We start from the raw sequence: 23,073 nt of genomic DNA, 5'->3' as shown, positions 1-23,073 counted from the left end.
CACATCAAACCGGTTTCTGTTCATCTGGCACGGCACTTGGTGGCTGGTCCTCCACCCACTGCCAGAACAGTTGGTAGCCGACCGCGAGTATCACCGGGCCGATGAACAACCCGATGAAACCGTTGGTGACCATCCCGCCCAGGGCGCCGATCAATATCACCGGCATGGGCACATCGACGCCCCGACCCAGCATCAGTGGCTTGAGCACGTTGTCGGCCATGCCAGCCACCAGGCTGTAGATGGCGAAGATAATGGTCGCCACGCTGGCGCCCTCGGTGGCGAAGGCATAAGCGATCACCGGCAGGGAAATCAGCACCACCGGCAGCTGCATGATCCCCAGCAGCAAGGCCGCCAATGCCAGCAGGCCGGCACCGGGAATGCCCATGACCACGAAACCGACGCCGACCAGCAACATCTGGATAAAGGCGATACCGACCACGCCCTGGGCCACCGCGCGAATGGTGGCGGTGCACAATGCCGCCAATCGCGGCCCTCTTTCAGGGCCCGAGATACGCGAGGCGATCTGCACGGCGCTGCGGTTGCCGGTGTCCCCGTAGGCCATCAGGATGCCAGCAATGATCAAGGCGCCGATGAACATCAAAAAGCCCACGCCGACGTCCGCGAGCTTGCCCAACACGTTCAAGCTGAAACTCTTGATGTAGGGCAGCAGCTTTCTCACGACCCCGGACATATCGGTGGAAAGCTGTAGCCAGAAATCGTACAAGGGCTGGCCAATCAGCGGCCAGGTGGCGACTTTCTCACCCGGAGGCGGGATATGGAAGCTTTCCGACCGGACGATCGTCAGGGCGTTCTCGACGGATTCGGTCATCGAGGTCCCCAGCAGGTAGATCGGCACCATCAGGATGGCGATGGCCAACAGCACGATCAGGGTCGCGGCACGGCCGTCGCGGTTTCCCAGTCTGCCCTTGATCCGGTTTTGCAGCGGGTAGAGGGTGATCGCCAGGATCACTGCCCAGAGCATCAGGTTCAGGAAGGGGTGGAAGATCTGGAAGCAGAAGATCACCAGAACGGCGATAAGCCCGGCACGGATCAATACATCGAGCATTCCACGGGTTAGTGCCTTGTCGGGAGTGAACGTGGGCAACATCGTGTTTCTCCTTTCACGCCGCAAAGTAGGGAAGACGGTAAGCCCAGCATAGTCGCTCGACAGGCGCTGGCTCGGTGTCTTCGTTTTTTGCCTGTTCCGACTGCCCGGCTCCGCTGCTCAGCCGTGGGTTTCCTGGCCTGCGCTGGTCGCCAGGTCCTCAAGGAAAACCCGCAGAATCGGCGGTGCCGGCACCCCGCGCCGGGTGATCACGTCGAAGGGCGACATCAGGCTCATGCTCACTGGCGCCAGTTGCTGCATGGCGCCGGTATTGACCCACTGCGCGGCGAAGTGCACCGGCAGAAAACCGAGATAGGCGCCCGAGATGACCAGTATCGCCAGCGCCTCGATGTTGTCCACGGTGGCCGCCGCCTTGCTCACACCCAGGTGTTCCAGGTCGTATTGCTCCATGTAGCCGCGGACCACGATGCGGTTCTCGGTGATCTCCTCCATCAGCTCGGCGCGCTCGGCCTTGCTGCCGAACAGGGGATGACGGCGACCGCAAAACAGCCCGAGCGCCTCCTGGTACAGCGGCAGGTAATCCAGGCCGGAAACGTGAATCGGGAAGTGCCCGATGGCCAGGTGCAGGCGGCCGTCGAGCACCCGTTCCTCCAGTTCCGCGGGGCTGCCGACATACACGTTCAGGTGCACATCGTGGCCTCTTGAAACGAAGCGCTGGGTGGTTTTGGGCAGCGGCGAAGCCGGGTCGCTGATGGTCGAGTCGATGATGCCCAGGTTGAGCTTGCCGGTGATGTGCTGTTTGAGCACGTCGGCATCCTGGCAAAAGCTGTCCACCGCCAATAGCAGACGCTGGGTGGACTCGTAGATCGCCATGCCCTGTTCGGTCAGGCGAAAGCCGCTGCGGCCGCGCTGGCAGAGTTTGACCCCCAGCCGGGATTCGAGCTGGCTCATCTGTTCGCTGATGGTCGACTGCCCCAGATTCAGAGCCGCCTGCGCGGCGGAGAACCCACCGCATTTGACGATCGCGGCAAAAACCCTGAGCAATTTCAAGTCGACATCGTGCAGCTTGTTCACCCCGAACCTCCCGATTGGCGATAGATCGCGAATGCCGATGTTGGCATCTGATGATTAGCATTTTTCCCGGCAAAGACTGCGCTCATAGTCACTCCATCGGCGATGACTTACCAGCTCAATGCTCACCAATAACAAGACCTGACCGCCGAACAGAGAGATAAGAAATGGACACGACCGTCAAGCAGTACCTGCAGAAGTTCGGCGTTTGCGAAGCCACCCGGACGTTTCTCGGCAAGGCCCAGAAAATGTTCATCGGCGGCGCCTTTGTCGATGCCAGCGACGGCCAGACCTCCGACGTCATCGAGCCGTCGACCGAAGGCCTGATTACCCGCATCCCCATGGGCACTACCGACGACCTGGACCGCGCCGTACAAGCGGCCCGCGCCCAGTTCGACGGTGGCCCCTGGCGCCAGGCCAAGCCGCTGGAACGCGAACGGATGATCCATCGCCTGGCTGACCTGATTGAAGTCAACGCTGCAGAACTGGCCGAGATCGAGTCCATCGACATGGGCAAGTCCGCCGCCCAGGCCCGCGATGTGGATATCCAGGGTACGGTCGACACGCTCCGTTATTTCGCCGGCTGGGCCACCAAGCTGCATGGGCGCACCGTCGAGCCATCCTTGCCGGGCAACTACCTGGCCTACACCCGCAAAGAGCCGATCGGTGTCGTCGGCGCCATCGTGCCGTGGAACTTCCCGCTGCAAACCATGGCCTGGAAGCTCGGCGCCGCACTGGCGACCGGTTGCACCGTGGTGGTCAAGCCGGCCGAGCTGACCTCGCTGTCGGCCTTGCGCTTTGCCGAGCTGGTACAGGAAGCGGGTATTCCGGACGGGGTGATCAATATCGTGACCGGACGCGGCAGCGTGGTCGGTGCGGCGATGGCCACCCACCCTGGCATCGACAAGCTGACTTTTACTGGCTCGACCCCGGTCGGGCGTACGGTCGGGCGCGCCGCACTGGACGAAATGAAGCGACTTACCCTCGAACTCGGAGGAAAATCTCCAGTAATAGTCCTCTCCGATGCCGACGTGCCGGCCGCGGCCAAGGCCATCGCCAACGGCGTGTTCTTCAACTCTGGCCAGGTCTGCGACGCTGGTACCCGCGCCTATGTCCATCGCAGCATCTACGACGCATTCCTGCGTGAGCTAATCGCATACACACGGACGTTGAAAATGGCGCCAGGCCTGGACCCCGAGTGCTTTATCAGCCCACTGGTATCGGCATTGCAAAAGCAGCGCGTGACCGAATACATCGAAACCGGCAAGCGCGAGGGCGCCGAGCTGGTTTACGGCGGCCAGCCGGTCGAAGGCCCCGGCTACTTTGTCGAACCGACCATTTTCGCCCATTGCCGCAACGACATGCGCATCGTCCAGGAGGAGATTTTCGGCCCCGTACTGGTGACTGCACCTTTCGATGACGAAGAAGAGGCACTGGCATTGGCCAATGACTCACCCTTCGGCCTTGCCGCAGCCCTCTATTCCAATGACCTGGGCCGCGTGCACAGCCTGATTCCACGGCTGCGGGCAGGTTCGGTGTACGTCAATGCGCACAGCACCATCGACCCATCGATGCCGTTCGGTGGCTACAAACAGTCAGGGTTCGGCAAGGACCTGGGCTCTGAACAACTGGATTACCTGATGGAGACCAAGGCGGTCTGGATAACGTTGCCCTGAGGCGCCGGGTTTTACTCGCCTCGTCATGATCTTTACTAATAATGAGAGTACATCATGAACACTTCATCCAAGACCGCCGCCAGCGCTACACATCGCGACACCGCGCTGGCGGTCGAAGGGCATTCGATTGATTTCATCCCGGAGAACGAACGCACCGACAAACTCAGGAGCCAGGGGCCATTCTGGTTCCTGGGCAACTTCACCTTCTTCACCATGACCATCGGGTTCGTCGGGCCCAGTGTCGGTCTGACGGCCCTGTGGACCACCCTGGCCGGCACCCTCGGGATCATGTTCGGCACGCTGTTCATGGCTTTCCATGGATCCCAGGGCCCGCACCTTGGCCTGCCGCAGATGATCCAGTCACGCGCGCAGTTCGGCTATCGGGGCGTCATCCTGGTGCTGCTGGCGACGTTGTTCGTCTTTGCCGGGTTCAACATCGTCAACCTGGTGTTGATGATGCAGGGGTTGCATTCGTTGTTTGGCTTCGACCCCATCGTGATCGCGGTAGCCGTGACGGTGCCGGCGACGATACTGGCCATTCTCGGTCATGACTGGATGCACCGCAGCTTCAAATGGGCGCTGTACCTGTCGCTTCCGTTGTACGGCCTGGTGACCCTGGCGGTGGTGATGGGCTGGATTCCCGATGCACCCTTGCCGGTACTCGCGGCCGGGGAGCAGGCACCGGCGCCGCTGGGCTTCAACTGGACCGGGTTCATTGCCCAGTTCGCCGCGGCAGCGAGCTATAACATCGCCTATGCGCCTTATGTCTCGGACTACTCGCGCTACCTGCCGAAAAACACCCCGAGCGGCAAGCTGATCGCGGTGGTCTTTCTCGGTGCGTCATTGTCGGGTGCCTGGATGATCTCCGTGGGTGGCTGGCTGGCCGACCACCTGCATTCCACCGATGTGCTGGTCGCACTGGGGCAGGTGGGCAACACCCTGTCGCCGCTGGCCGGTACGGCCGTGGTGGTGGTGACCATCCTGGCATTCCTGCCGGTGATCGCCATGAACATCTACAGCGCGAAGCTGACCACGCTGACCTGTGTCGATTCGATCAAGCACATCAAACCGACGCGCAAGGCGCGCATCCTCGCTATTTTGTTCGTGATCGTGCTGCAACTGGGCGTCGCCCTGAGCATCCAGAGCTCGGGCAAGGGCTTGTCGGTGCTGGGTATCTACCTGGTGGTGATGCTGTACTTCCTGGTGCCCTGGACCTCGGTCAACCTCACCGACTACTTCTTCGTGCGCAAGGGCCGCTATGCCATCCCGCACTTTTTCATGCCGCACGACAACATCTATGGCAGCTGGGGCGTGCGCGGCATCGTCTCGTATGCGGTGGGCTTTCTGGCGATGATCCCGTTCTTCTACATCTATGACGGCGTCGAGCAGCGCGAAGTGTTTGTCGGCCCCCTGGCCAAGGCCCTGGGCAGCATCGACATCGCCTGGCTGGTCGGGCTGATCGTGTCGGGCATCGTCTACTACGTGCTCAGTCGTTCGATCGATCTCAAACGCGAAGAAATCGTCATCCAGGACATCGAGAAAACCTGCCCACACTACACCACCGGCGAAAAGAAGGCCCACCGCGCCACGCCGCTGGCCAGCAACACGACTTTTGGGAGATAAACATGGCTAGCCAACGTTACGACTACATCATCATTGGCGCGGGCTCTGCTGGTTGTGTACTGGCCAGCCGCCTGACCGAAGACGCCGCTACCAGCGTGCTGGTGCTGGAATTCGGCGGCAGTGACCGCAGCGTGATCATCCAGATGCCCAGTGCGTTCTCGATCCCGATGAACACCACCAAGTACAACTGGCGCTACGAGACCGAGCCTGAGCCCGGCCTCAACGACCGCCGGGTTCATTGCCCACGAGGCAAGGTACTGGGCGGCTCGTCTTCGATCAACGGCCTGGTCTATATCCGTGGCCATGCCTATGACTTCGATGAATGGGAATCGCTGGGCGCCAAGGGCTGGGGCTATCGCAACTGCCTGCCGTACTTCAAGCGCGCCGAGAGCTGCGATGCCGGTGGCGACGACTATCGCGGTGGTTCCGGGCCCTTGCACACCACCAACGGCAACAACATGAAGAACCCGCTGTACGGGGCCTGGGTCAACGCCGGTGCCGAAGCCGGTTACATCAAGACCGACGACTGCAACGGCTACATGCAGGAAGGTTTCGGTGCCATGCACATGACGGTCAAGGATGGCGTGCGTTGCTCCACCGCCAACGCCTACCTGCGCCCGGCCATGCAGCGGCCCAACCTGACGGTGATCACCAAGGCCATGACGCGCCAGATCATCCTTGAAGGCAAGCGTGCGGTGGGGCTGACCTATGATCATGAAGGCCAGACCCATACCGTGCTGTGCAACCGGGAAATCCTGATTTCGGCAGGCCCGATCGGCTCTCCACACCTGTTGCAGCGTTCCGGAATCGGCCCGGCCGAAGTGCTCAAGAAGGCCGGAGTCCCCGTGAAGCTCGATCTGCCGGGAGTCGGCGAAAACCTGCAGGATCACGCCGAGATCTACATCCAGTACGGTTGCAAGGAACCGGTAACCCTGAACAGCAAGATGGACCCGCTGAGCAAGCTGATGATCGGCCTGCGCTGGCTGCTGCGCAAGGACGGGCTGGGTGCGACCAACCACTTCGAGGCCGGTGGCTTCATTCGCTCGGAGCAGGGCTTGCGCTGGCCCGATATCCAGTTCCACTTTCTGCCTGCGGCGATGCGTTACGACGGCAAGAAGCCGATCAAGGGCCATGGTTTCATGGTGCTCACCGGGCCGAACAAGCCCAAGAGCCGGGGCCATGTCCGCATCCGCTCGGCTGACCCGTATGAGCACCCGGAAATTCTCTTCAACTACCTGCAACGCGAAGAGGACCGCGAAGGCTTCCGCCGCTGTGTGCGCCTGACCCGGGAAATCATCGGCCAGCCGGCGATGGACCGCTTCCGCGATACCGAGATTGCGCCCGGGCCGAATGTGAATACCGACGAAGAGATCGACGCGTTCGTGCGCGATAACCTGGAGAGCACCTACCATCCCTGCGGCTCGTGCCGCATGGGCGAGGACGACATGGCGGTGGTCGATTCCGAGCTGCAGGTGAGGGGGCTGGAAGGCTTGCGGGTGATCGACTCGTCGGTGTTCCCGACCGAGCCGAACGGCAATCTCAATGCACCGACCATCATGCTCGCCGAAAGAGCGGCCGACCTGGTTCGCGGGCGCAAGATGCTGCCGGCGGCGAATGTGGTGGTGGGCCTGGCCAAGAATTGGGAAACACACCAGCGCTCGTCCTTGCCGGCGCGTAATGTGAGGGTTTGATATCGGCTTTGGAATCAGGGGCTGCTTTGCAGCCCATCGCTGGCAAGCCCGCGATCTTTGTGTGGCTTGCCAGCGATGAGGCCCTCACGGGGTTATGCCGAGATAAGGGGAAAATTCACTCACTTCGCGTGTAACCATTTGTTATCAATGCTTTTTTATAATTCACTGCTACATCCCTGCGAGTGGACTATCTTTTCTGGTTACCCTGAAAGGAGGTCCTATGGCTTCAGTAGAGCGCACGGCGTACCCCACTCTGTCAAAGTCGTATTCGAAGGCTGAGTTACAGCGCGAATTTTCCTTTTCAGATGAGGAGCTTAAGTGGGTACGAAGCAAGTCCAAGGCCCCCTTTCACCTCAATCTCGCCGTCCCCGTTGACGCTCGGCCCACCTGGCGCCGTCTATCGCTCACCTCTCTACGGCCTGCTCACAGAGCAGGCCGGCTTTTTCCTTCCCCCTCCGTCAGTGCTCCTGGCGCGCCTGTTCCACCCTTCCAAACGGCATGGACCCACGTCAGGTGGGCGACGAATGTAAACAAATGGGTGTCGAAATCAGACAATGTCGGCCGTGTTGGAGATCTGATAATCCAGTCAAGCGCACTTAAATCTTGCGCTGAGGGGGCAGGTTTTGATGACGAATACCACTATGACAATCGACGACAAACAGCAAGACCCCCATGAACGCGTACTCGAGTCGGTGGGCTTTTTGCTGGTCAACAACTTCTCGCTGATGGCCATGTCTTGCGCCGTTGAGCCCCTGCGTCTGGCCAATCAGCTGTCGGGACATGAGCTCTACCGCTGGCACACCTTGACCCTGGATGGCCGCCCGGTATGGGCCAGCAATGGCCTGCAGATATCCCCCAACGCGGCCACCAGCAATGCGCCGGCGATGGACGCGCTGTTCGTGTGTGGTGGCAAAGGCATCGAGCGCAGTTGTACGGCTGAACAGACGTCCTGGCTCAAGTCGCAGGCCGAACAGGGGCTGCATCTGGGGGGCGTGTGCTCCGGAAGCTGGGCCTTGGCCGCTGCCGGTCTGCTTGATGGCTACGATTGCAGCGTCGACTGGCCATACCTGGTGGACTTGCAAGAGGGGTTTCCAGACGTCACCCTAAGCTCGCAATTATTTGTGATTGACCGCGACCGTTACACGGCCTCGGGTGGTACTGCGCCTCTGGACATGATGTTGCGGTTGATTGGCGCCGGGCATGGACCTGAACTGGTGGCGCAGATCTGCGAGACCCTGGCCTTCGACCATCGGCGCAACGAGCAGGGCCACCAGCGCCTGCCACTCAAGCACATGCTGGGGCATGCGCAGCCGAAATTGCAGGAAGTCGTGGCGCTGATGGAGAGCAACCTGCGCGAACCCCTGAGCCTCGATGAACTGGCCAACTATCTGAGTGTTTCCAGGCGGCAGTTGGAGAGGCTGTTTCTGAAGTACTTGTACAGTACCCCCATGCGCTATTACCAGAAGTTGAGGCTCATCCGGGCACGGCAATTGCTCAAGCAAACAGCACTGCCGGTGATGCAGGTGGCGGCCGAGTGCGGCTTCATTTCAACCCAGCACTTCTCCAAGCGCTACCGCGAACAATATGGCGTACCACCCAAAGATGAGCGCGTGCATCGCCGCCGAGTGAATTCCCCGCCGCTGCATTGAGAGCATCACTGACGCGTTACCCGTCCGGCCTCGAGATCTTTCGGGGCCGGTTTTTTTTTGCCCAGGCATTTGTGCCCACTATTCGGATCTAACCAATTTCGGGTCGCGCACGTACAAAAGATGCCCCCGGGTATCTGCTGCAATGCTCCTCACGGACCCGGCCAAAAGCGGCGTACCGAATCGCTAACAATGACAAGGAACACAGACGATGCAAATGCCAAAAACAATCCAGATCCGCAACGGCGAGAAAGTCCAATCGACCTTTTCCGAGCAGGAATACGCCGATCGCCAGGCCAAGCTGCGCGCCTACATGGCTGTCCAGGATATCGATGCGGCGGTGTTCACCTCCTACCACAATGTCAACTACTACAGCGATTTCATCTATTGCTCCTTCGGCCGCCCTTACGCTCTGGTCGTGACCCAGGACAAGGTGGTGTCGATCAGTGCCAACATCGACGGTGGCCAGCCGTGGCGCCGTACCGTGGGCACCGACAACATCGTCTACACCGACTGGCAGCGCGACAACTTCTTCGTCGCCATTCAGCAGGCGCTACCGAAAGCAGGCCGTATCGGTATCGAGTTCGACCACCTGAACCTGCAGAACCACGAGAAGCTCGCTGCGCGTTATCCGCAGGCGCAACTGGTCGACATCGCCGCACCGTGCATGCGCATGCGCATGATCAAGTCGGCAGAAGAACAAGTAATGATTCGCCATGGCGCACGGATTGCCGACATCGGCGGTGCGGCGGTGGTCGAGGCGCTGCGTGACCAGGTGCCGGAATACGAAGTGGCATTGCACGCCACCCAGGCGATGGTGCGCGAGATCGCCCGGACCTTCCCTGAAGGCGAGCTGATGGACACCTGGACCTGGTTCCAGTCCGGTATCAACACCGACGGCGCCCATAACCCGGTGACCAGCCGCAAGGTCAACAAGGGTGATATCCTGAGCCTGAACTGCTTCCCGATGATCGCCGGTTACTACACCGCGCTGGAGCGCACGCTGTTCCTGGATCATTGCTCGGATGAGCACTTGCGCCTGTGGAACGTCAACGTCGAGGTGCACGAAGCGGGCTTGAAGTTGATCAAGCCCGGCATGCGTTGCAGCGACATCGCTCGTGAATTGAACGAGATTTTCCTTCAGCACGACCTGCTACAGTACCGCACCTTTGGCTATGGCCATTCGTTCGGCACCCTCAGCCATTACTACGGCCGTGAGGCGGGTCTTGAGTTGCGCGAGGATATCGACACGGTTCTGGAGCCCGGCATGGTGGTGTCGATCGAACCGATGATCATGGTGCCCGAAGGGCTGCCAGGGGCAGGTGGCTATCGTGAACACGACATCTTGATCGTCAACCAGCACGGCTCGGAAAACATCACCAAATTCCCGTACGGGCCTGAAAAAAACATCATCAGAAAGTAAGATGACGCGCCGCACAGGGATGTGCGGCTTTTTTTCCCTGGCACACACCCGCCAGGGCGAAAAGCGAGCCAGCCCTACATTTCGCAGATAGAACAATAAAAGGGTATTTGTCATGTCCAGCACCTCCACACTGACGTCAGCCCAATTCCATGCAAGCGAGCAAGACGCCGAGCGCCGGGCACTGCGCAAGGCCGCCCGTGCCAGCTTCATGGGTAACTTTGTCGAGTGGTTCGACTATGCAGCTTATGGTTATCTGGCGACAGTGATCGCCGCCACTTTCTTTCCCCAAACCGATAAAGCCACCGGCTTGCTGGCGACCTTTGCGGTGTTTGCCCTGTCCTTTTTCGTTCGCCCGCTGGGCGGTCTGGTCTGGGGTCACTACGGTGACAAGTACGGGCGTCGCAATGCGTTGTCCTGGTCCATCCTGATCATGTCCATCTCGACGTTCTGCATCGGCGTGCTGCCCACCTACGGGCACATCGGGTTGTGGGCGCCTGCGTTGCTGTTGCTCATCCGCCTGATCCAGGGGTTTTCCGCCTCGGGCGAATACGCCGGGGCGTCAGCCTTCCTGGCCGAATATGCGCCACAAGGCAAGCGTGGCCTCTACACCAGCATCGTGCCGGCCAGTACCGCGGCCGGCCTGCTGTTCGGTGCGGCCTTCGTGGCGGGGATGCATGCACTGCTGACTGCCGAAGACATGCAAAGCTGGGGCTGGCGCCTGCCGTTCCTGCTGGCGGCGCCCTTTGGCCTGGTCGGCCGCTACATCCGCATGAGCCTGCAGGACACCCCCAAGTTCCTGGAGATGGAACAGCGTCTGGAAAACAAGGAATGTGCGACGCCGGCACCGATTCGCGAATTGCTGACCGTGCACCGGCGCAGCGTCATCATCGGCATTGGGGTGACCTGCCTGAACGCCGTCGCCTTCTATCTGCTGCTCAGCTATATGCCGACCTACCTGTCCACCGAAATGGGCATGAGTGAAAACGACTCGTTCATTGCCTCGACGGTGTCGCTTGCGACCTACATCGGTCTGATTTTCCTGATGGGCAAACTGTCGGACTTCTTTGGCCGAAAAACCATGCTGGTGATGGCGTCGGTGTTGTTTCTGCTGCTGACGTTTCCATTGTTCGGCATGCTGGGTAATCAGCCGTTGGTGATCATCCTGATGATCCAGATTGTCTTTGGCGCCATGCTGGCCATGAACGACGGCACCCTGCCAAGTTTCCTGGCAGAGATCTTCCCGACCCGGGTGCGTTTCAGTGGCTTTGCCTTCAGCTTCAATATCGCCAATGCTCTGTTCGGCGGTACGGCGCCCTTCATCGCCACCTGGTTGATTCAGTTGACCGGCAACAAGATGGCACCGGCCTGGTACCTGCTGGCGGCTGCGATGGTTGCGCTGATTGCCATGCTGGCGTGCCGGGAAACGGCGCACAAGGCACTTCAGGACTGACTTTCAGCAAAAAAAGGCAGCGAAGGCGCTTTGCGGCGCCTTCGCTTTTTGTCGTTACTGCAACGCGCCTTGTTTGCGCTCGCCCATCGGTGACAGGCCAAAGAAACGGCTGTAACACTTGGAGAAATGCGCAGGCGAGGCGAAGCCGCAGGCCAGGGCGATATCGCGCACCTGGGACTCACTGCGTAGCAGCAACTGACGCGCCCGTGACAGGCGCAATTCCAGGTAGTACTGGCTCGGCGTGCGTTGCAGGTACTTGTGAAACAAGCGTTCCAGTTGCCGCACCGACACTTCGTTCAAGGTGGCCAGTTCATCCAGGCCCACCGGCTCCTCAAGATTGGCTTCCATGATGGCCACCACCTGGCTGAGCTTGGGTTGAGACGTGCCCAGCTTGCTGCGCAACGGCACCCGTTGCTGCTCCCGCGCCCCGCGCACCCGATCACACAACAGCAACTCGGCGGCCCGCGCGGCGATCTCTGCGCCGTCGGGCTCGCGGGCGACCAGCTGCAGGGTCATGTCCATGGAGGCGACGCCGCCTGAACAGGTGTATCGGTCGCGGTCCAGTTCGAACAGCTGATTGGAAATGATGATCCCCGGGAAACGGTCCTTAAGCGCTTCGATGTCTTCCCAGTGAATGGTGCAGCGATAGCCTTTGAGCAGGTCGGCGCGGGCCAGCAGGTGGCTTCCGGTGCAGATCCCTCCCAATGGAATGTGTTGATGGGCCAGTTTGCGCAACCAATTGAGCAGCGGCCGGCTGCTGTGGTCGGAAACGATCGGGTTGGCGCCCACGACGAAGAGTATGTCCAGATCGGGTGCGTCTTCGATGGAGTAGTCGGGCAGGACGCGCATGCCGTTGCTGGCGGTCACGGGGTCGTGATTGGTGGCAATGATGACGGTTCGATACAAGGTTCGGTGCGCGGCCATGTTGGCGATTCGCAGGGTTTCCACGGCCGAAGCGAAGCCGATGGTGGTGAAGTTCGGCAGCACCAGAAAACCGATGGTTTTAACCGGCCTGTGCGCCTTGGCCGAATAATCCGCAGTGGCTGTTTCCTTCAATGTCTGGGCCATGTTCTTTCCTCTTCTGCATCGGTAATGCGTTCTCCGGCATAAGCATCGAGACATCGCAGTACGGGCTGTTTTCTTGTAGTTCCTGCCTGCTTCCAGGCTCTTGGATAGTACACCTTGTGCGGGGCTCGGTGGCTGGCCCTTGGCGGGGCTGCCGTGAATTTGGATGTCGATATCAGACAAACAGGGCGCCTGTCGTTTTTGCACAATCGGTCCAACAAAAATAACAGCGACGGAAGGTCTCCGTCATGAGGAGCGAACATGTTCAGCAAAAACGACCAACTCCAGGGTTATGACGATGCACTGCTGGCGGCGATGAATGCCGAAGAGCAACGCCAAGAAGATCACATCGAACTGATCGCCTCGGAGAACTACACCAGCAAGCGTGTGATGGAGGCCCAGGGCAGCGGCCTGACCAACAAGTATGCCGAGGGCTATCCCGGCAAGCGTTACTACGGTGGCTGCGAGCATGTGGACAAGGTCGAGCAGCTGGCGATCGAGCGTGCCAGGCAACTGTTCGGTGCCGATTACGCCAACGTCCAGCCGCACTCCGGCAGCCAGGCCAACGCCGCGGTCTATCTGGCCCTGCTGCAGGCTGGCGATACCGTGCTGGGCATGAGCCTGGCGCACGGCGGTCACCTGACCCACGGCGCCAAGGTCAGCTTCTCCGGCAAGCTTTACAACGCGGTGCAGTACGGCATCAACACCGAGACCGGCCTGATCGACTACGACGAAGTCGAGCGCCTGGCGGTCGAGCACAAGCCGAAAATGATCATCGCCGGGTTCTCGGCTTATTCGAAAACCCTGGATTTCCCGCGTTTCCGCGAGATTGCCGACAAGGTTGGCGCCTACCTCTTCGTCGACATGGCCCACGTTGCCGGGCTGGTCGCAGCAGGTCTGTACCCCAACCCAGTGCCTTACGCTGACGTCGTGACCACTACGACCCACAAGACCCTGCGCGGTCCGCGTGGCGGCTTGATCCTGGCGCGGGCCAACGAAGCGCTGGAAAAGAAACTCAACGCCGCTGTATTCCCCGGTGGCCAGGGCGGCCCGCTGATGCACGTGATCGCGGCCAAGGCCGTGTGCTTCAAGGAAGCGCTGGAGCCGAGCTTCAAGGCCTATCAGCAGCAAGTGATCGACAACGCCCAGGCCATGGCTGGCGTGTTTATCGATCGTGGCTACGATGTAGTGTCCGGTGGTACTGACAACCATCTGTTCCTGGTCAGCCTGATCCGTCAGGGCCTGACCGGCAAAGAGGCTGACGCCGCGCTGGGTCGTGCCCATATCACCGTGAACAAGAATGCCGTACCGAACGACCCGCAGTCGCCGTTCGTGACCTCGGGCCTGCGCATCGGCACCCCGGCGGTGACCAGCCGCGGCTTCAACGTAGCCCAGTGCACGGAGCTGGCCGGTTGGATCTGCGACATCCTCGACAACCTTGGCGATGCCGATGTCGAGGCCGATGTGGCGAAAAATGTCGCCGCACTCTGTGCAGACTTCCCGGTTTACCGCTGATCGGCTTCAGGAGTAATGACTATGCAACGCTACTCTGGCTTCGGCCTGTTCAAACACTCTCTGAGCCACCACGAAAACTGGCAGCGCATGTGGCGCACGCCGACACCGAAGAAAGTCTATGACGTGGTCATCGTCGGCGGTGGCGGGCATGGTCTGGCGACCGCCTACTACCTGGCCAAGGAGCACGGCATCACCAACGTGGCCGTGGTCGAGAAAGGCTGGCTGGGTGGCGGTAACACCGCGCGAAACACCACCATCGTGCGTTCCAACTACCTGTGGGACGAGTCGGCGCAGCTCTACGAGCATGCGATGAAGCTCTGGGAAGGTCTGTCCCAGGACATCAACTACAACGTGATGTTTTCCCAGCGCGGGGTCTACAACCTCTGCCACACGCTGCAGGACATCCGTGACTCGGAGCGTCGGGTCAGCGCCAACCGCCTCAATGGCATAGACGGCGAGCTGCTCGACGCCAAACAGGTCGCCGAAGAGATTCCGTACCTCGATTGCTCGAAGAACACCCGCTACCCGATCATCGGCGCCACCGTGCAACGTCGCGGCGGCGTAGCCCGTCACGACGCCGTGGCCTGGGGCTATGCCCGCGCCGCCGATGCCTTGGGTGTGGACCTGATCCAGCAGACCGAAGTCATCGGTTTCCGCAAGGAAAACGGCACCGTCATCGGCGTCGAAACCAACAAGGGCTTCATCGGCGCCAAGCGCGTCGGTGTGGTCACCGCCGGTAACTCCGGGCACATGGCCAAGCTGGCCGGTTTCCGCCTGCCGATCGAATCGCACCCGCTGCAAGCGCTGGTGTCGGAGCCGATCAAACCGGTCATCGACAGCGTGATCATGTCCAACGCCGTGCATGGCTATATCAGCCAGTCGGACAAGGGCGACCTGGTCATCGGCGCCGGTATCGACGGCTGGGTCGGCTACGGCCAACGCGGTTCGTACCCGGTGATCGAGCACACCCTGCAAGCGATCGTCGAGATGTTCCCGATCCTGTCGCGCGTACGCATGAACCGTCAGTGGGGCGGCATCGTCGACACCACGCCGGACGCCTGCCCGATCATTTCGAAAACCCCGGTCAAGAACATGTTCTTCAACTGCGGTTGGGGCACCGGCGGCTTCAAGGCCACCCCCGGTTCGGGCAACGTCTTCGCCGCGAGCCTGGCCAAGGGCGAGATGCACCCGCTGGCCGAACCCTTTTCCATCGACCGTTTCTACAACGGTGCATTGATCGACGAACACGGCGCTGCCGCTGTCGCCCACTAACAGGAGAAATCCCTATGTTGCACATCTTCTGTCCCCATTGCGGCGAACTGCGCTCCGAAGAAGAGTTTCACTCCTCGGGCCAGGCGCACATCCCGCGGCCGCTGGACCCGAACGCCTGCACCGATGAAGAGTGGGGCACCTACATGTTCTTCCGCGACAACCCGCGCGGGCTGCACCACGAGCTGTGGATTCACGCCGCCGGTTGCCGTCAGTACTTCAACGCCACGCGTGACACCGTGACCTACGAAATTCTGGAAACCTACGTGATCGGCGCCAAGCCGCAAGTGACTGGCAAAAGCACAAGCCCGCAGTTGGCTGTCAGTGGTCAGGGAGAAAAGGTATGAGCCAGGTCAATCGCCTGTCCAACGGCGGTCGTATCGACCGCAGTAAAGTGCTGAGCTTCAGCTTCAACGGCCAGAGCTATCAGGGCTATGCCGGTGACACCCTGGCCGCCGCGTTGCTGGCCAACGGTGTGGATATCGTCGGGCGCAGCTTCAAGTACTCGCGTCCGCGTGGCATCTACGCCGCCGGTGCCGAAGAGCCGAATGCCGTCCTGCAGATCGGTGCCACCGAAGCCACCCAGATCCCGAACGTGCGGGCAACCCAGCAGGCGCTGTACGGCGGCCTGGTTGCCACCAGCACCAACGGCTGGCCGAGCGTGAACACCGACGTGATGGGGATTCTCGGCAAGGTCGGCGGCAAGCTGATGCCGCCGGGCTTCTACTACAAAACCTTCATGTACCCGCAATCGTTCTGGATGACTTACGAGAAGTACATCCGCAAGGCAGCAGGCCTCGGCCGTTCGCCGCTCGAGAACGATCCGGACACCTACGACTACCTGAACCAGCACTGTGACGTGCTGGTGGTCGGTGCCGGCCCCGCCGGTCTTGCTGCGGCACTGGCCGCTGCACGCACCGGTGCACGGGTGATCCTGGCCGATGAACAGGAAGAATTCGGCGGCAGCCTGCTCGACAGCCGCGAGAACCTCGATGGCAAGGCAGCAGCCGAATGGGTCGCCACCGTCATCGCCGAACTCAAAAGCATGCCGGAAGTGACCCTGCTGCCGCGTGCCACGGTCAACGGCTACCACGACCATAACTTCCTGACCATTCACGAGCGCTTGACCGATCACCTCGGTGACCGCGCGCCGATCGGCCAGGTGCGTCAGCGCATGCACCGTATCCGCGCCAAGCGCGTGGTGCTGGCCACCGGTGCCCACGAACGTCCGCTGGTCTATGGCAACAACGATGTGCCGGGCAACATGCTCGCCGGTGCGGTCTCCACCTACGTCCGTCGTTACGGCGTGGCACCGGGCAAGAAGCTGGTGCTGTCGACCAACAACGATTACGCCTACCGGGTCGCCCTGGACTGGCTCGATGCCGGCCTGAAAGTCGTGGCGGTCGCCGATGCGCGGCACAACCCACGCGGTTCGCTGGTCGAAGAAGCGCGGGCCAAGGGCATTCGCATCCTGACCTCCAGTGCCGTGATCGAAACCCGTGGCAGCAAGCACGTGACCTCGGCGCGGGTGGCCGCGATCGACGTCAAGGCGCACAAGGTCACCAGCCCGGGCGAATGGCTCGATTGCGACCTGGTTGCCACCTCCGGTGGTTACAGCCCGGTAGTGCACCTGGCTTCGCACCTGGGCGGCAAGCCGATCTGGCGTGAAGATATCCTCGCCTTCGTGCCGGGCGATGCCCCGCAGAAGCGCGTTTGCGTGGGCGGCGTGAACGGTGTGTATGCCTTGGCTGATGCGTTGGCCGATGGTTTCGAAGGCGGCGCTCGCGCAGCCACCGAAGCCGGTTTCAAGGCCGTCGAAGGGGTAATGCCCAAGGCGCTGTCGCGCCAGGAAGAGCCGACGATCGCGCTGTTCCAGGTGCCCCACGACAAATCCACTGCACGGGCGCCGAAGCAGTTCGTCGACTTGCAGAACGACGTCACCGCGGCCGCTATCGAACTGGCAACCCGCGAAGGCTTCGAGTCGGTCGAGCACGTCAAGCGCTACACCGCACTGGGTTTCGGTACCGACCAGGGCAAGCTCGGCAACATCAACGGCCTGGCGATCGCTGCCAAGTCGCGTGGCATCTCGATCACCGAGATGGGCACCACCATGTTCCGCCCCAACTACACGCCCGTGACCTTCGGCGCGGTCGCCGGGCGTCATTGCGGTCACCTGTTCGAACCGGTGCGCTTCACCGCGCTGCATGCCTGGCATGTCAAGAACGGTGCCGAATTCGAGGATGTCGGCCAGTGGAAGCGCCCTTGGTACTTCCCTCGCAGCGGTGAAGACCTGCACGCCGCCGTGGCCCGTGAATGCAAGGCCGTGCGTGAAAGCGTGGGCCTGCTCGATGCGTCGACCCTGGGCAAGATCGATATCCAGGGCCCGGATGCGCGCGAGTTCCTCAACCGCATCTACACCAACGCCTGGACCAAGCTCGATGTGGGCAAGGCCCGCTACGGCCTGATGTGCAAGGAAGACGGCATGGTCTTCGACGACGGCGTGACCGCCTGCATCGGCGAGAACCACTTCGTCATGACCACCACCACCGGTGGCGCCGCCCGCGTACTGCAGTGGCTGGAAATCTATCAGCAGACCGAATGGCCAGACCTGAAGGTGTACCTCACCTCTGTCACCGACCACTGGGCGACCCTGACCCTGTCCGGGCCCAACAGCCGCAAGCTGCTCAGTGAAGTGACCGATATCAACCTGGACAAGGACGCTTTCCCGTTCATGACCTGGAAAGAAGGTCAGGTCGGTGGCGTACCGGCGCGGGTGTTCCGCATCTCCTTTACCGGTGAGCTGTCCTATGAAGTGAACGTCCAGGCCGACTACGCCATGGGTGTGCTGGAAAAGATCGCCGAGGCGGGCAAGAAGTACAACCTGACCCCGTACGGCACCGAAACCATGCACGTACTGCGGGCCGAGAAGGGCTTCATCATCGTCGGTCAGGACACCGACAGTTCGATGACCCCGGACGACCTGAACATGGGCTGGTGTGTCGGTCGCACCAAACCGTTCTCCTGGATCGGCTGGCGCGGCATGAATCGCGAAGACTGCGTGCGCGAGAACCGCAAGCAGCTGGTCGGCCTCAAGCCGGTCGACCCGACCAAGTTACTGCCTGAAGGCGCGCAGCTGGTGTTCGACACTCGCCAAGCGATCCCGATGAGCATGGTCGGTCATGTGACGTCCAGCTACATGAGCTCCACGTTGGGTTATTCGTTTGCGCTCGGTGTGGTCAAGGGTGGTCTCAAGCGCATGGGTGAACGTGTGTTCGCACCGCTGGCCGATGGCAGCGTGATCGAGGCCGAGATTTGCTCCTCGGTGTTCTTCGACCCTAAAGGCGAACAGCAGAACGTGTAGCCGTTCACGGTCCATGTAGCCGCTGCCGCAGGCTGCGCTGGAGTCCCGCAGGGGCTCCCCCGGCGATCTGAAGATCGTGCGCCTGCGTTGCAGGCGAGCGCAGGCTGCGCCAGCGGCTACAGGATCGTGTTGTTATCAAGAAGAATTCTAGGCAGGTGTCCAATGACCACAGTCAACGTCTACCAACAACGCCCCACCAACGGGGCCAAGGCCGAATCGCCACTGGCGCATGCCGACCTGGCCAGCCTGGTCGGCAAGGGCCGCAAGAACGCAGGTGTCACCCTGCGCGAGAAAAAACTGCTCGGCCACCTGACCCTGCGCGGCAACGGCCACGACCAGGCCTTCGCCGGCGGCGTGTTCAAGGCACTGGGCCTGGAACTGCCCGTAGCCCTGACCGTGGTTGCCAACGATGAAATGTCGTTGCAATGGATGGGCCCGGACGAGTGGCTGCTGATCGTCCCCGGCGGCCAGGAAGTGGCCGTGGAGAACAAGCTGCGCAAAGCGCTGGCCGGCCAGCATATCGCTGTGATCAACGTCAGCGGCGGCCAGACCCTGCTGGAACTCAGCGGGCCGAAAGTCCGCGAAGTACTGATGAAATCGACCAGCTACGACGTGCACCCGAACAACTTCCCGGTGGGCAAGGCGGTCGGCACGGTGTTCGCCAAGTCGCAACTGGTGATTCGCCGTACCGGCGATGAAACCTGGGAGCTGTTGATTCGTCGCAGCTTCTCCGACTACTGGTGGCTGTGGCTGCAGGATGCAGCGGCCGAGTTTGGCCTGAACGTTATTGCGTGATCTTTTTGCGGATGAATCCGCTCCTACAGGGAAATGCATGCCCCCTGTAGGAGCGGACTCATCCGCGAAAGCCACACTACCGTAATACTTCGATCTTGAGAGGCTTATGCGGTTCTACCCTCCAAAAACCACGCTTGCAGCGCTACGTGGTTTTGACATGACGGCCGACTCGATCACGATATTGCCAACGGCTGCCGACTATCGACGTTGTCTGCTTGAGCATATCGCCTCTGCCCGGCGACGGATTTACATCACCGCCTTGTACCTGCAGAAGGATGAATCCGGCCAGGAAATCATCGACGCCCTCTATCAAGCCAAGGCGGCCCGGCCAACGTTGGATATCGTGGTGATGGTCGACTGGTTCCGCGCGCAGCGGGGATTGCTCGGGGCAGGCAAGCAACCGGGCAACGCAGCTTGGTACCGCGCCGAGCGAATGAGTCGCGAGGTGGACGTACCGGTCTATGGCGTGCCCATACAAACCCGAGAACTCTTCGGCGTCCTGCATTTGAAAGGCAATGTCATCGACGATTGCGTGATCTACAGCGGTGCCAGCATCAGCAACGTCTACCTGCACAAGTTCGACAAGTACCGCCTGGATCGCTATCACGTGCTCTACAACAAACCGCTGGCCGACTCAGTGCAGGAGCTGATTCAAAACGCCTTGCTAGGCTCCAAAGCGACACATCGACTGGACTTGCCCTCACCACCCATGTCCCGCACCTTGCGTGGCGCCATCAGGGCGTTCAGGAGTCACCTCAAGCGTGCGTCCTATGATACGTCGGCGGGGACCAACGAACCGGGCGGGCTGCGGGTGATTCCACTGCTGGGTGTCGGCAGGAACAATCCCCTGAGCCGAACCCTATGCCAATTGGTCGCCGCCAGCCAAAAGCAACTCACACTGTGCACGCCCTATTTCAATCTTGCACCCGTGCTGACTCGCGAAATCGACCGTGCGCTCAAGCGCGGCGTCACCATCGACATCATCATTGGCGACAAGACCTCCAATGATTTTTTTATCCCGCCCGAAAAACCGTTCAAGCTGAGCGCCGTACTGCCTTACTTTTACGAAATCAAACTGCGCGGCTTCGCCCGCAAGCATCAAGACGCCATTGCCCGTCATCAGCTGAATCTGCAGCTGTGGAAAGAGGGCGATCACAGTTTTCACTTGAAAGGGGTGTGGGTAGACCAACGCTATACCCTCTTGACCGGCAATAACCTCAACCCCCGTGGATTCCGGCTGGACCTGGAAAATGCCTTGCTCATCGACGACCCGCAGGCTGAATGGGCAGTGCAGCGTGATGAGGAGCTTGCACAACTCTCACGCCATACCAGGCGAGTTGATAACTACTCGGCATTGGACTCACCCAGCGATTATCCACCGCAGGTGCGCACGTTGTTGCGGCGAGTCAGATGCGCTCGGATTGGACGGTTGTTGTATGGCATGCTCTGATCGCCGGCCGAGATTTTTCGACAGCCTGCCTCAGAACGGTACCGCCAGTTTCAACCAGTACGCATCGCCTTGTGCACGATTTCGCACGTCGGAATCCTGCTCCCATTTTGTCGTCAGGAACCAACCTTTATGGCTGGCGTACTTGATCGACGGCCCCATGGCCAGCGCATGTCCTTTGGTGTTTTCGATACGCTCACCGTACTGCCGATCATCCGTGGTCTGCTGATAGACGTAGCTCCCCAAGCCCACGACCCTGCCTAGCCCCCAACACACCGAATACCTATGTGCAACTTCTGGCCTGACGTGTAATCGGTGGCGTTATTTTTTGTGTTGAAGTCATACATGATTTTCGCATCGGCATTCAAACCCACTGGGTCGATATTCGATAACGCCAAGACAGGTTGGATTTCCCAGTAGTTGCGGCCGATATTGGCCAGATCGTTGCGATCATATTCACCGGTCGGAGCAAAGACATCGAGGGCGACGATGGCATGCAGTTGATCGGTCAGCCGATAACCCAGCCCGGAACCGAACGTCATATCGCCCAACCCTTGCTTGCTTTGCGACTGGCCATTGAGGTCGACCTTGAGGTCAACCAGCGGCATGACGGCATGGAGCGCCAGAGTGCTGCCCAATATCTGCTGATCGGTCACCCAGACAAAACGCGGGGAAATCCAACTGGCCTGTACTCGAAAATTCCCGGCAGTTTTTCCCGTCGTTACTGCGCAGTGAATTCGCATCGTAGTGGCTGGCATAAGCCATGCCGTAAACCCCTGGCGGCGGCAGGGCCCCGGTCATGTAGTTTTCGGCACCCATTGAGTAGCTGGACCCTCCGCCCTCGGTCGCTTGTACGTTACCGGCAAGTCCCGCCACCAGCAGGCTCAGGATAGTGCAGTAAAAAACGACCCCGTGTGTTCTTCACCCTCGATGTTGCGGAGGCTTTGGATGAATTTGGGCACCTCGCTGCGATCCTCGGTATTCCTGAGTGTCCCTTTCCAGCGGCGCCTGTTCAGCTGCAAGTATTCTTGCCGCACCAAGGGTGGAAGGGAACATTGTTTATCGAGATCCAGGTGTCGTTCGAGCGGGCGATCCGCTCGCCTCGTGTCGGTCACTATCGGCTGGCCATAGCCCACGTGTCAGGCTTCAAAGGATCTGCAGGGCGCCTCAGGCAGGAAGGCACGTCTTCCTTGTTTTTCTCGAACCTAGGTAGCTTAGGCACACAACAGACTGATCGCTTTAGCCGTTGGCTCTATGCCCAAGAAACAGGAACATCGTACTTCTGGGGAGATCTGGATTGGGCTGGACTGTCGATTCTTTCTGCACTTAGAGCCAGCTTTCCAGGGAACACCGTGTGGCAGCCAGGGTATCAACCGATGCATTGTAATAGCGTGTCTGAATCCGCTGGTATGTCTGCTCCTTACGCGTGTAAAGAAGATTTTTAAAATCATCAGTAAAGTCAGTTAGATAGAAGGGAAGTGAGTGAATTTTCCCCTTATCTCGGCACTGCCCACTCACAGGCTGTCATCTACTCCCAATAGGGCCAAGGTATGCACATCACCCCGCCCCTCATAAAACCCATCGAGCACCTCCTGAAAAACCCGCCGCTCAGGCGCAACGCTGCCGAACAGGGTCATGCAAGAGCGCAGCTTGAGGTTGTCCGGCACGCCGAATATCTCCCTGGCCGTACGACCTTTCAATTGCACCACGGCCTCGGTGCAGGCTTGCAGGCGTGGCCCGAGCAGGGGATGGGCCAGATAGGCCTGGGCCTCCTCGCGACAGGTAATCGCATATCGGCAGGCCATTTCACTGTGGCCCAGGCCTTCGAGTTGGGGAAAGATGAACCACATCCAGTGGCTTCGCTTGTGGCCGGCGCGCAATTCCTCCATGGCGCGATCGAACGTCGTTTCCTGTGCGTCGACAAAACGTTGCAGGTCATAGGGATCATGCATGGCGCTCACCCCTGGGTTGGTTC

16 protein-coding genes and 2 pseudogenes are annotated in these 23,073 nt (G+C 60.4%); 13 read left to right on the top strand and 5 right to left on the bottom strand.

Going from position 1 to position 23,073, the window contains the following annotated elements; genetic code table 11:
- Nucleotides 1-4 precede the first annotated feature (4 nt).
- Together NVV94_RS13660 and NVV94_RS13655 are read right to left on the bottom strand one after the other, a co-directional pair.
- Nucleotides 5-1,108: an AI-2E family transporter gene (locus NVV94_RS13660; RefSeq protein ID WP_258442920.1), complete on the bottom strand. Its 1,104-nt coding sequence runs from the start codon at nt 1,106-1,108 to the stop codon at nt 5-7.
- Between the two features lie 117 nt (nt 1,109-1,225).
- On the bottom strand, nt 1,226-2,140 hold the full coding sequence (locus NVV94_RS13655; protein ID WP_258442918.1) for a LysR family transcriptional regulator: 915 nt from the start codon (nt 2,138-2,140) through the stop codon (nt 1,226-1,228).
- Between the two features lie 164 nt (nt 2,141-2,304).
- Here NVV94_RS13655 and NVV94_RS13650 point away from each other — a divergent pair, with 164 nt between their 5' ends.
- From NVV94_RS13650 to NVV94_RS13625, 6 genes and pseudogenes are all read left to right on the top strand, one after another.
- Nucleotides 2,305-3,813 carry an aldehyde dehydrogenase gene (locus NVV94_RS13650; protein WP_258442917.1) on the top strand — a complete coding sequence of 503 codons (1,509 nt, stop codon included), beginning with the start codon at nt 2,305-2,307 and terminating at the stop codon, nt 3,811-3,813.
- A 54-nt stretch (nt 3,814-3,867) separates the two neighbouring features.
- A complete protein-coding gene (locus tag NVV94_RS13645) occupies nt 3,868-5,436 on the top strand; it encodes a cytosine permease (RefSeq protein WP_258442916.1) in 1,569 nt (522 codons plus the stop codon).
- A gap of 2 nt (nt 5,437-5,438) precedes the next feature.
- Nucleotides 5,439-7,127 (top strand): choline dehydrogenase, encoded by a 1,689-nt coding sequence (gene betA, locus NVV94_RS13640; RefSeq protein WP_258442915.1) that lies wholly within the window; start codon nt 5,439-5,441, stop codon nt 7,125-7,127.
- Nucleotides 7,128-7,768: 641 nt separating this feature from the next.
- Nucleotides 7,769-8,740: pseudogene (locus tag NVV94_RS13635) on the top strand (GlxA family transcriptional regulator); the annotation flags it as partial.
- A 244-nt stretch (nt 8,741-8,984) separates the two neighbouring features.
- Nucleotides 8,985-10,196 carry a M24 family metallopeptidase gene (locus NVV94_RS13630; protein ID WP_258442914.1) on the top strand — a complete coding sequence of 404 codons (1,212 nt, stop codon included), beginning with the start codon at nt 8,985-8,987 and terminating at the stop codon, nt 10,194-10,196.
- A gap of 112 nt (nt 10,197-10,308) precedes the next feature.
- A complete protein-coding gene (locus NVV94_RS13625; protein WP_258442913.1) occupies nt 10,309-11,646 on the top strand; it encodes an MFS transporter in 1,338 nt (445 codons plus the stop codon).
- A 54-nt stretch (nt 11,647-11,700) separates the two neighbouring features.
- Here the strand turns inward: NVV94_RS13625 and NVV94_RS13620 are convergent, their stop codons facing one another.
- On the bottom strand, nt 11,701-12,714 hold the full coding sequence (locus tag NVV94_RS13620; RefSeq protein ID WP_258442912.1) for a GlxA family transcriptional regulator: 1,014 nt from the start codon (nt 12,712-12,714) through the stop codon (nt 11,701-11,703).
- Between the two features lie 258 nt (nt 12,715-12,972).
- Between NVV94_RS13620 and glyA the strand changes: the two genes are divergently transcribed.
- The 6 genes from glyA (at nt 12,973) to pssA (ending at nt 21,101) form a co-directional block, all read left to right on the top strand.
- Nucleotides 12,973-14,226 (top strand): serine hydroxymethyltransferase, encoded by a 1,254-nt coding sequence (gene glyA / locus NVV94_RS13615; protein ID WP_258442911.1) that lies wholly within the window; start codon nt 12,973-12,975, stop codon nt 14,224-14,226.
- 21 nt (nt 14,227-14,247) lie between these two features.
- Nucleotides 14,248-15,498 carry a sarcosine oxidase subunit beta family protein gene (locus tag NVV94_RS13610; RefSeq protein ID WP_258442910.1) on the top strand — a complete coding sequence of 417 codons (1,251 nt, stop codon included), beginning with the start codon at nt 14,248-14,250 and terminating at the stop codon, nt 15,496-15,498.
- Between the two features lie 14 nt (nt 15,499-15,512).
- On the top strand, nt 15,513-15,842 hold the full coding sequence (locus NVV94_RS13605; RefSeq protein WP_258442909.1) for a sarcosine oxidase subunit delta: 330 nt from the start codon (nt 15,513-15,515) through the stop codon (nt 15,840-15,842).
- Nucleotides 15,839-18,856, top strand: coding sequence for a sarcosine oxidase subunit alpha (locus NVV94_RS13600; RefSeq protein WP_258442907.1), 3,018 nt, complete (start codon nt 15,839-15,841; stop codon nt 18,854-18,856). Before NVV94_RS13605 ends, NVV94_RS13600 begins: the two co-directional genes overlap by 4 nt.
- Before the next feature lie 162 nt (nt 18,857-19,018).
- The gene (locus NVV94_RS13595; protein WP_258442906.1) at nt 19,019-19,651 is read left to right on the top strand and encodes a sarcosine oxidase subunit gamma; all 633 of its coding nucleotides are present in this window, start codon (nt 19,019-19,021) and stop codon (nt 19,649-19,651) included.
- Between the two features lie 106 nt (nt 19,652-19,757).
- Complete coding sequence (gene pssA / locus NVV94_RS13590) at nt 19,758-21,101, top strand: CDP-diacylglycerol--serine O-phosphatidyltransferase (RefSeq protein WP_258442905.1); 1,344 nt, start codon at nt 19,758-19,760, stop codon at nt 21,099-21,101.
- 30 nt (nt 21,102-21,131) lie between these two features.
- Here the strand turns inward: pssA and NVV94_RS13585 are convergent.
- Nucleotides 21,132-21,917 (bottom strand): annotated as a pseudogene (locus NVV94_RS13585) (transporter).
- 95 nt (nt 21,918-22,012) lie between these two features.
- Here NVV94_RS13585 and NVV94_RS13580 point away from each other — a divergent pair.
- The gene (locus NVV94_RS13580; protein ID WP_258442904.1) at nt 22,013-22,543 is read left to right on the top strand and encodes a DUF2220 domain-containing protein; all 531 of its coding nucleotides are present in this window, start codon (nt 22,013-22,015) and stop codon (nt 22,541-22,543) included.
- A gap of 69 nt (nt 22,544-22,612) precedes the next feature.
- On the opposite strand, the gene NVV94_RS13575 is transcribed toward NVV94_RS13580, so the two are convergent.
- A complete protein-coding gene (locus NVV94_RS13575) occupies nt 22,613-23,050 on the bottom strand; it encodes a DUF1810 domain-containing protein (RefSeq protein WP_258442903.1) in 438 nt (145 codons plus the stop codon).
- Nucleotides 23,051-23,073 lie beyond the last annotated feature (23 nt).

The sequence above is a fragment of the Pseudomonas sp. LS1212 genome (genome assembly GCF_024741815.1).
GTDB lineage: Bacteria > Pseudomonadota > Gammaproteobacteria > Pseudomonadales > Pseudomonadaceae > Aquipseudomonas.
This window is presented reverse-complemented; position numbering and strand designations above follow the sequence as displayed.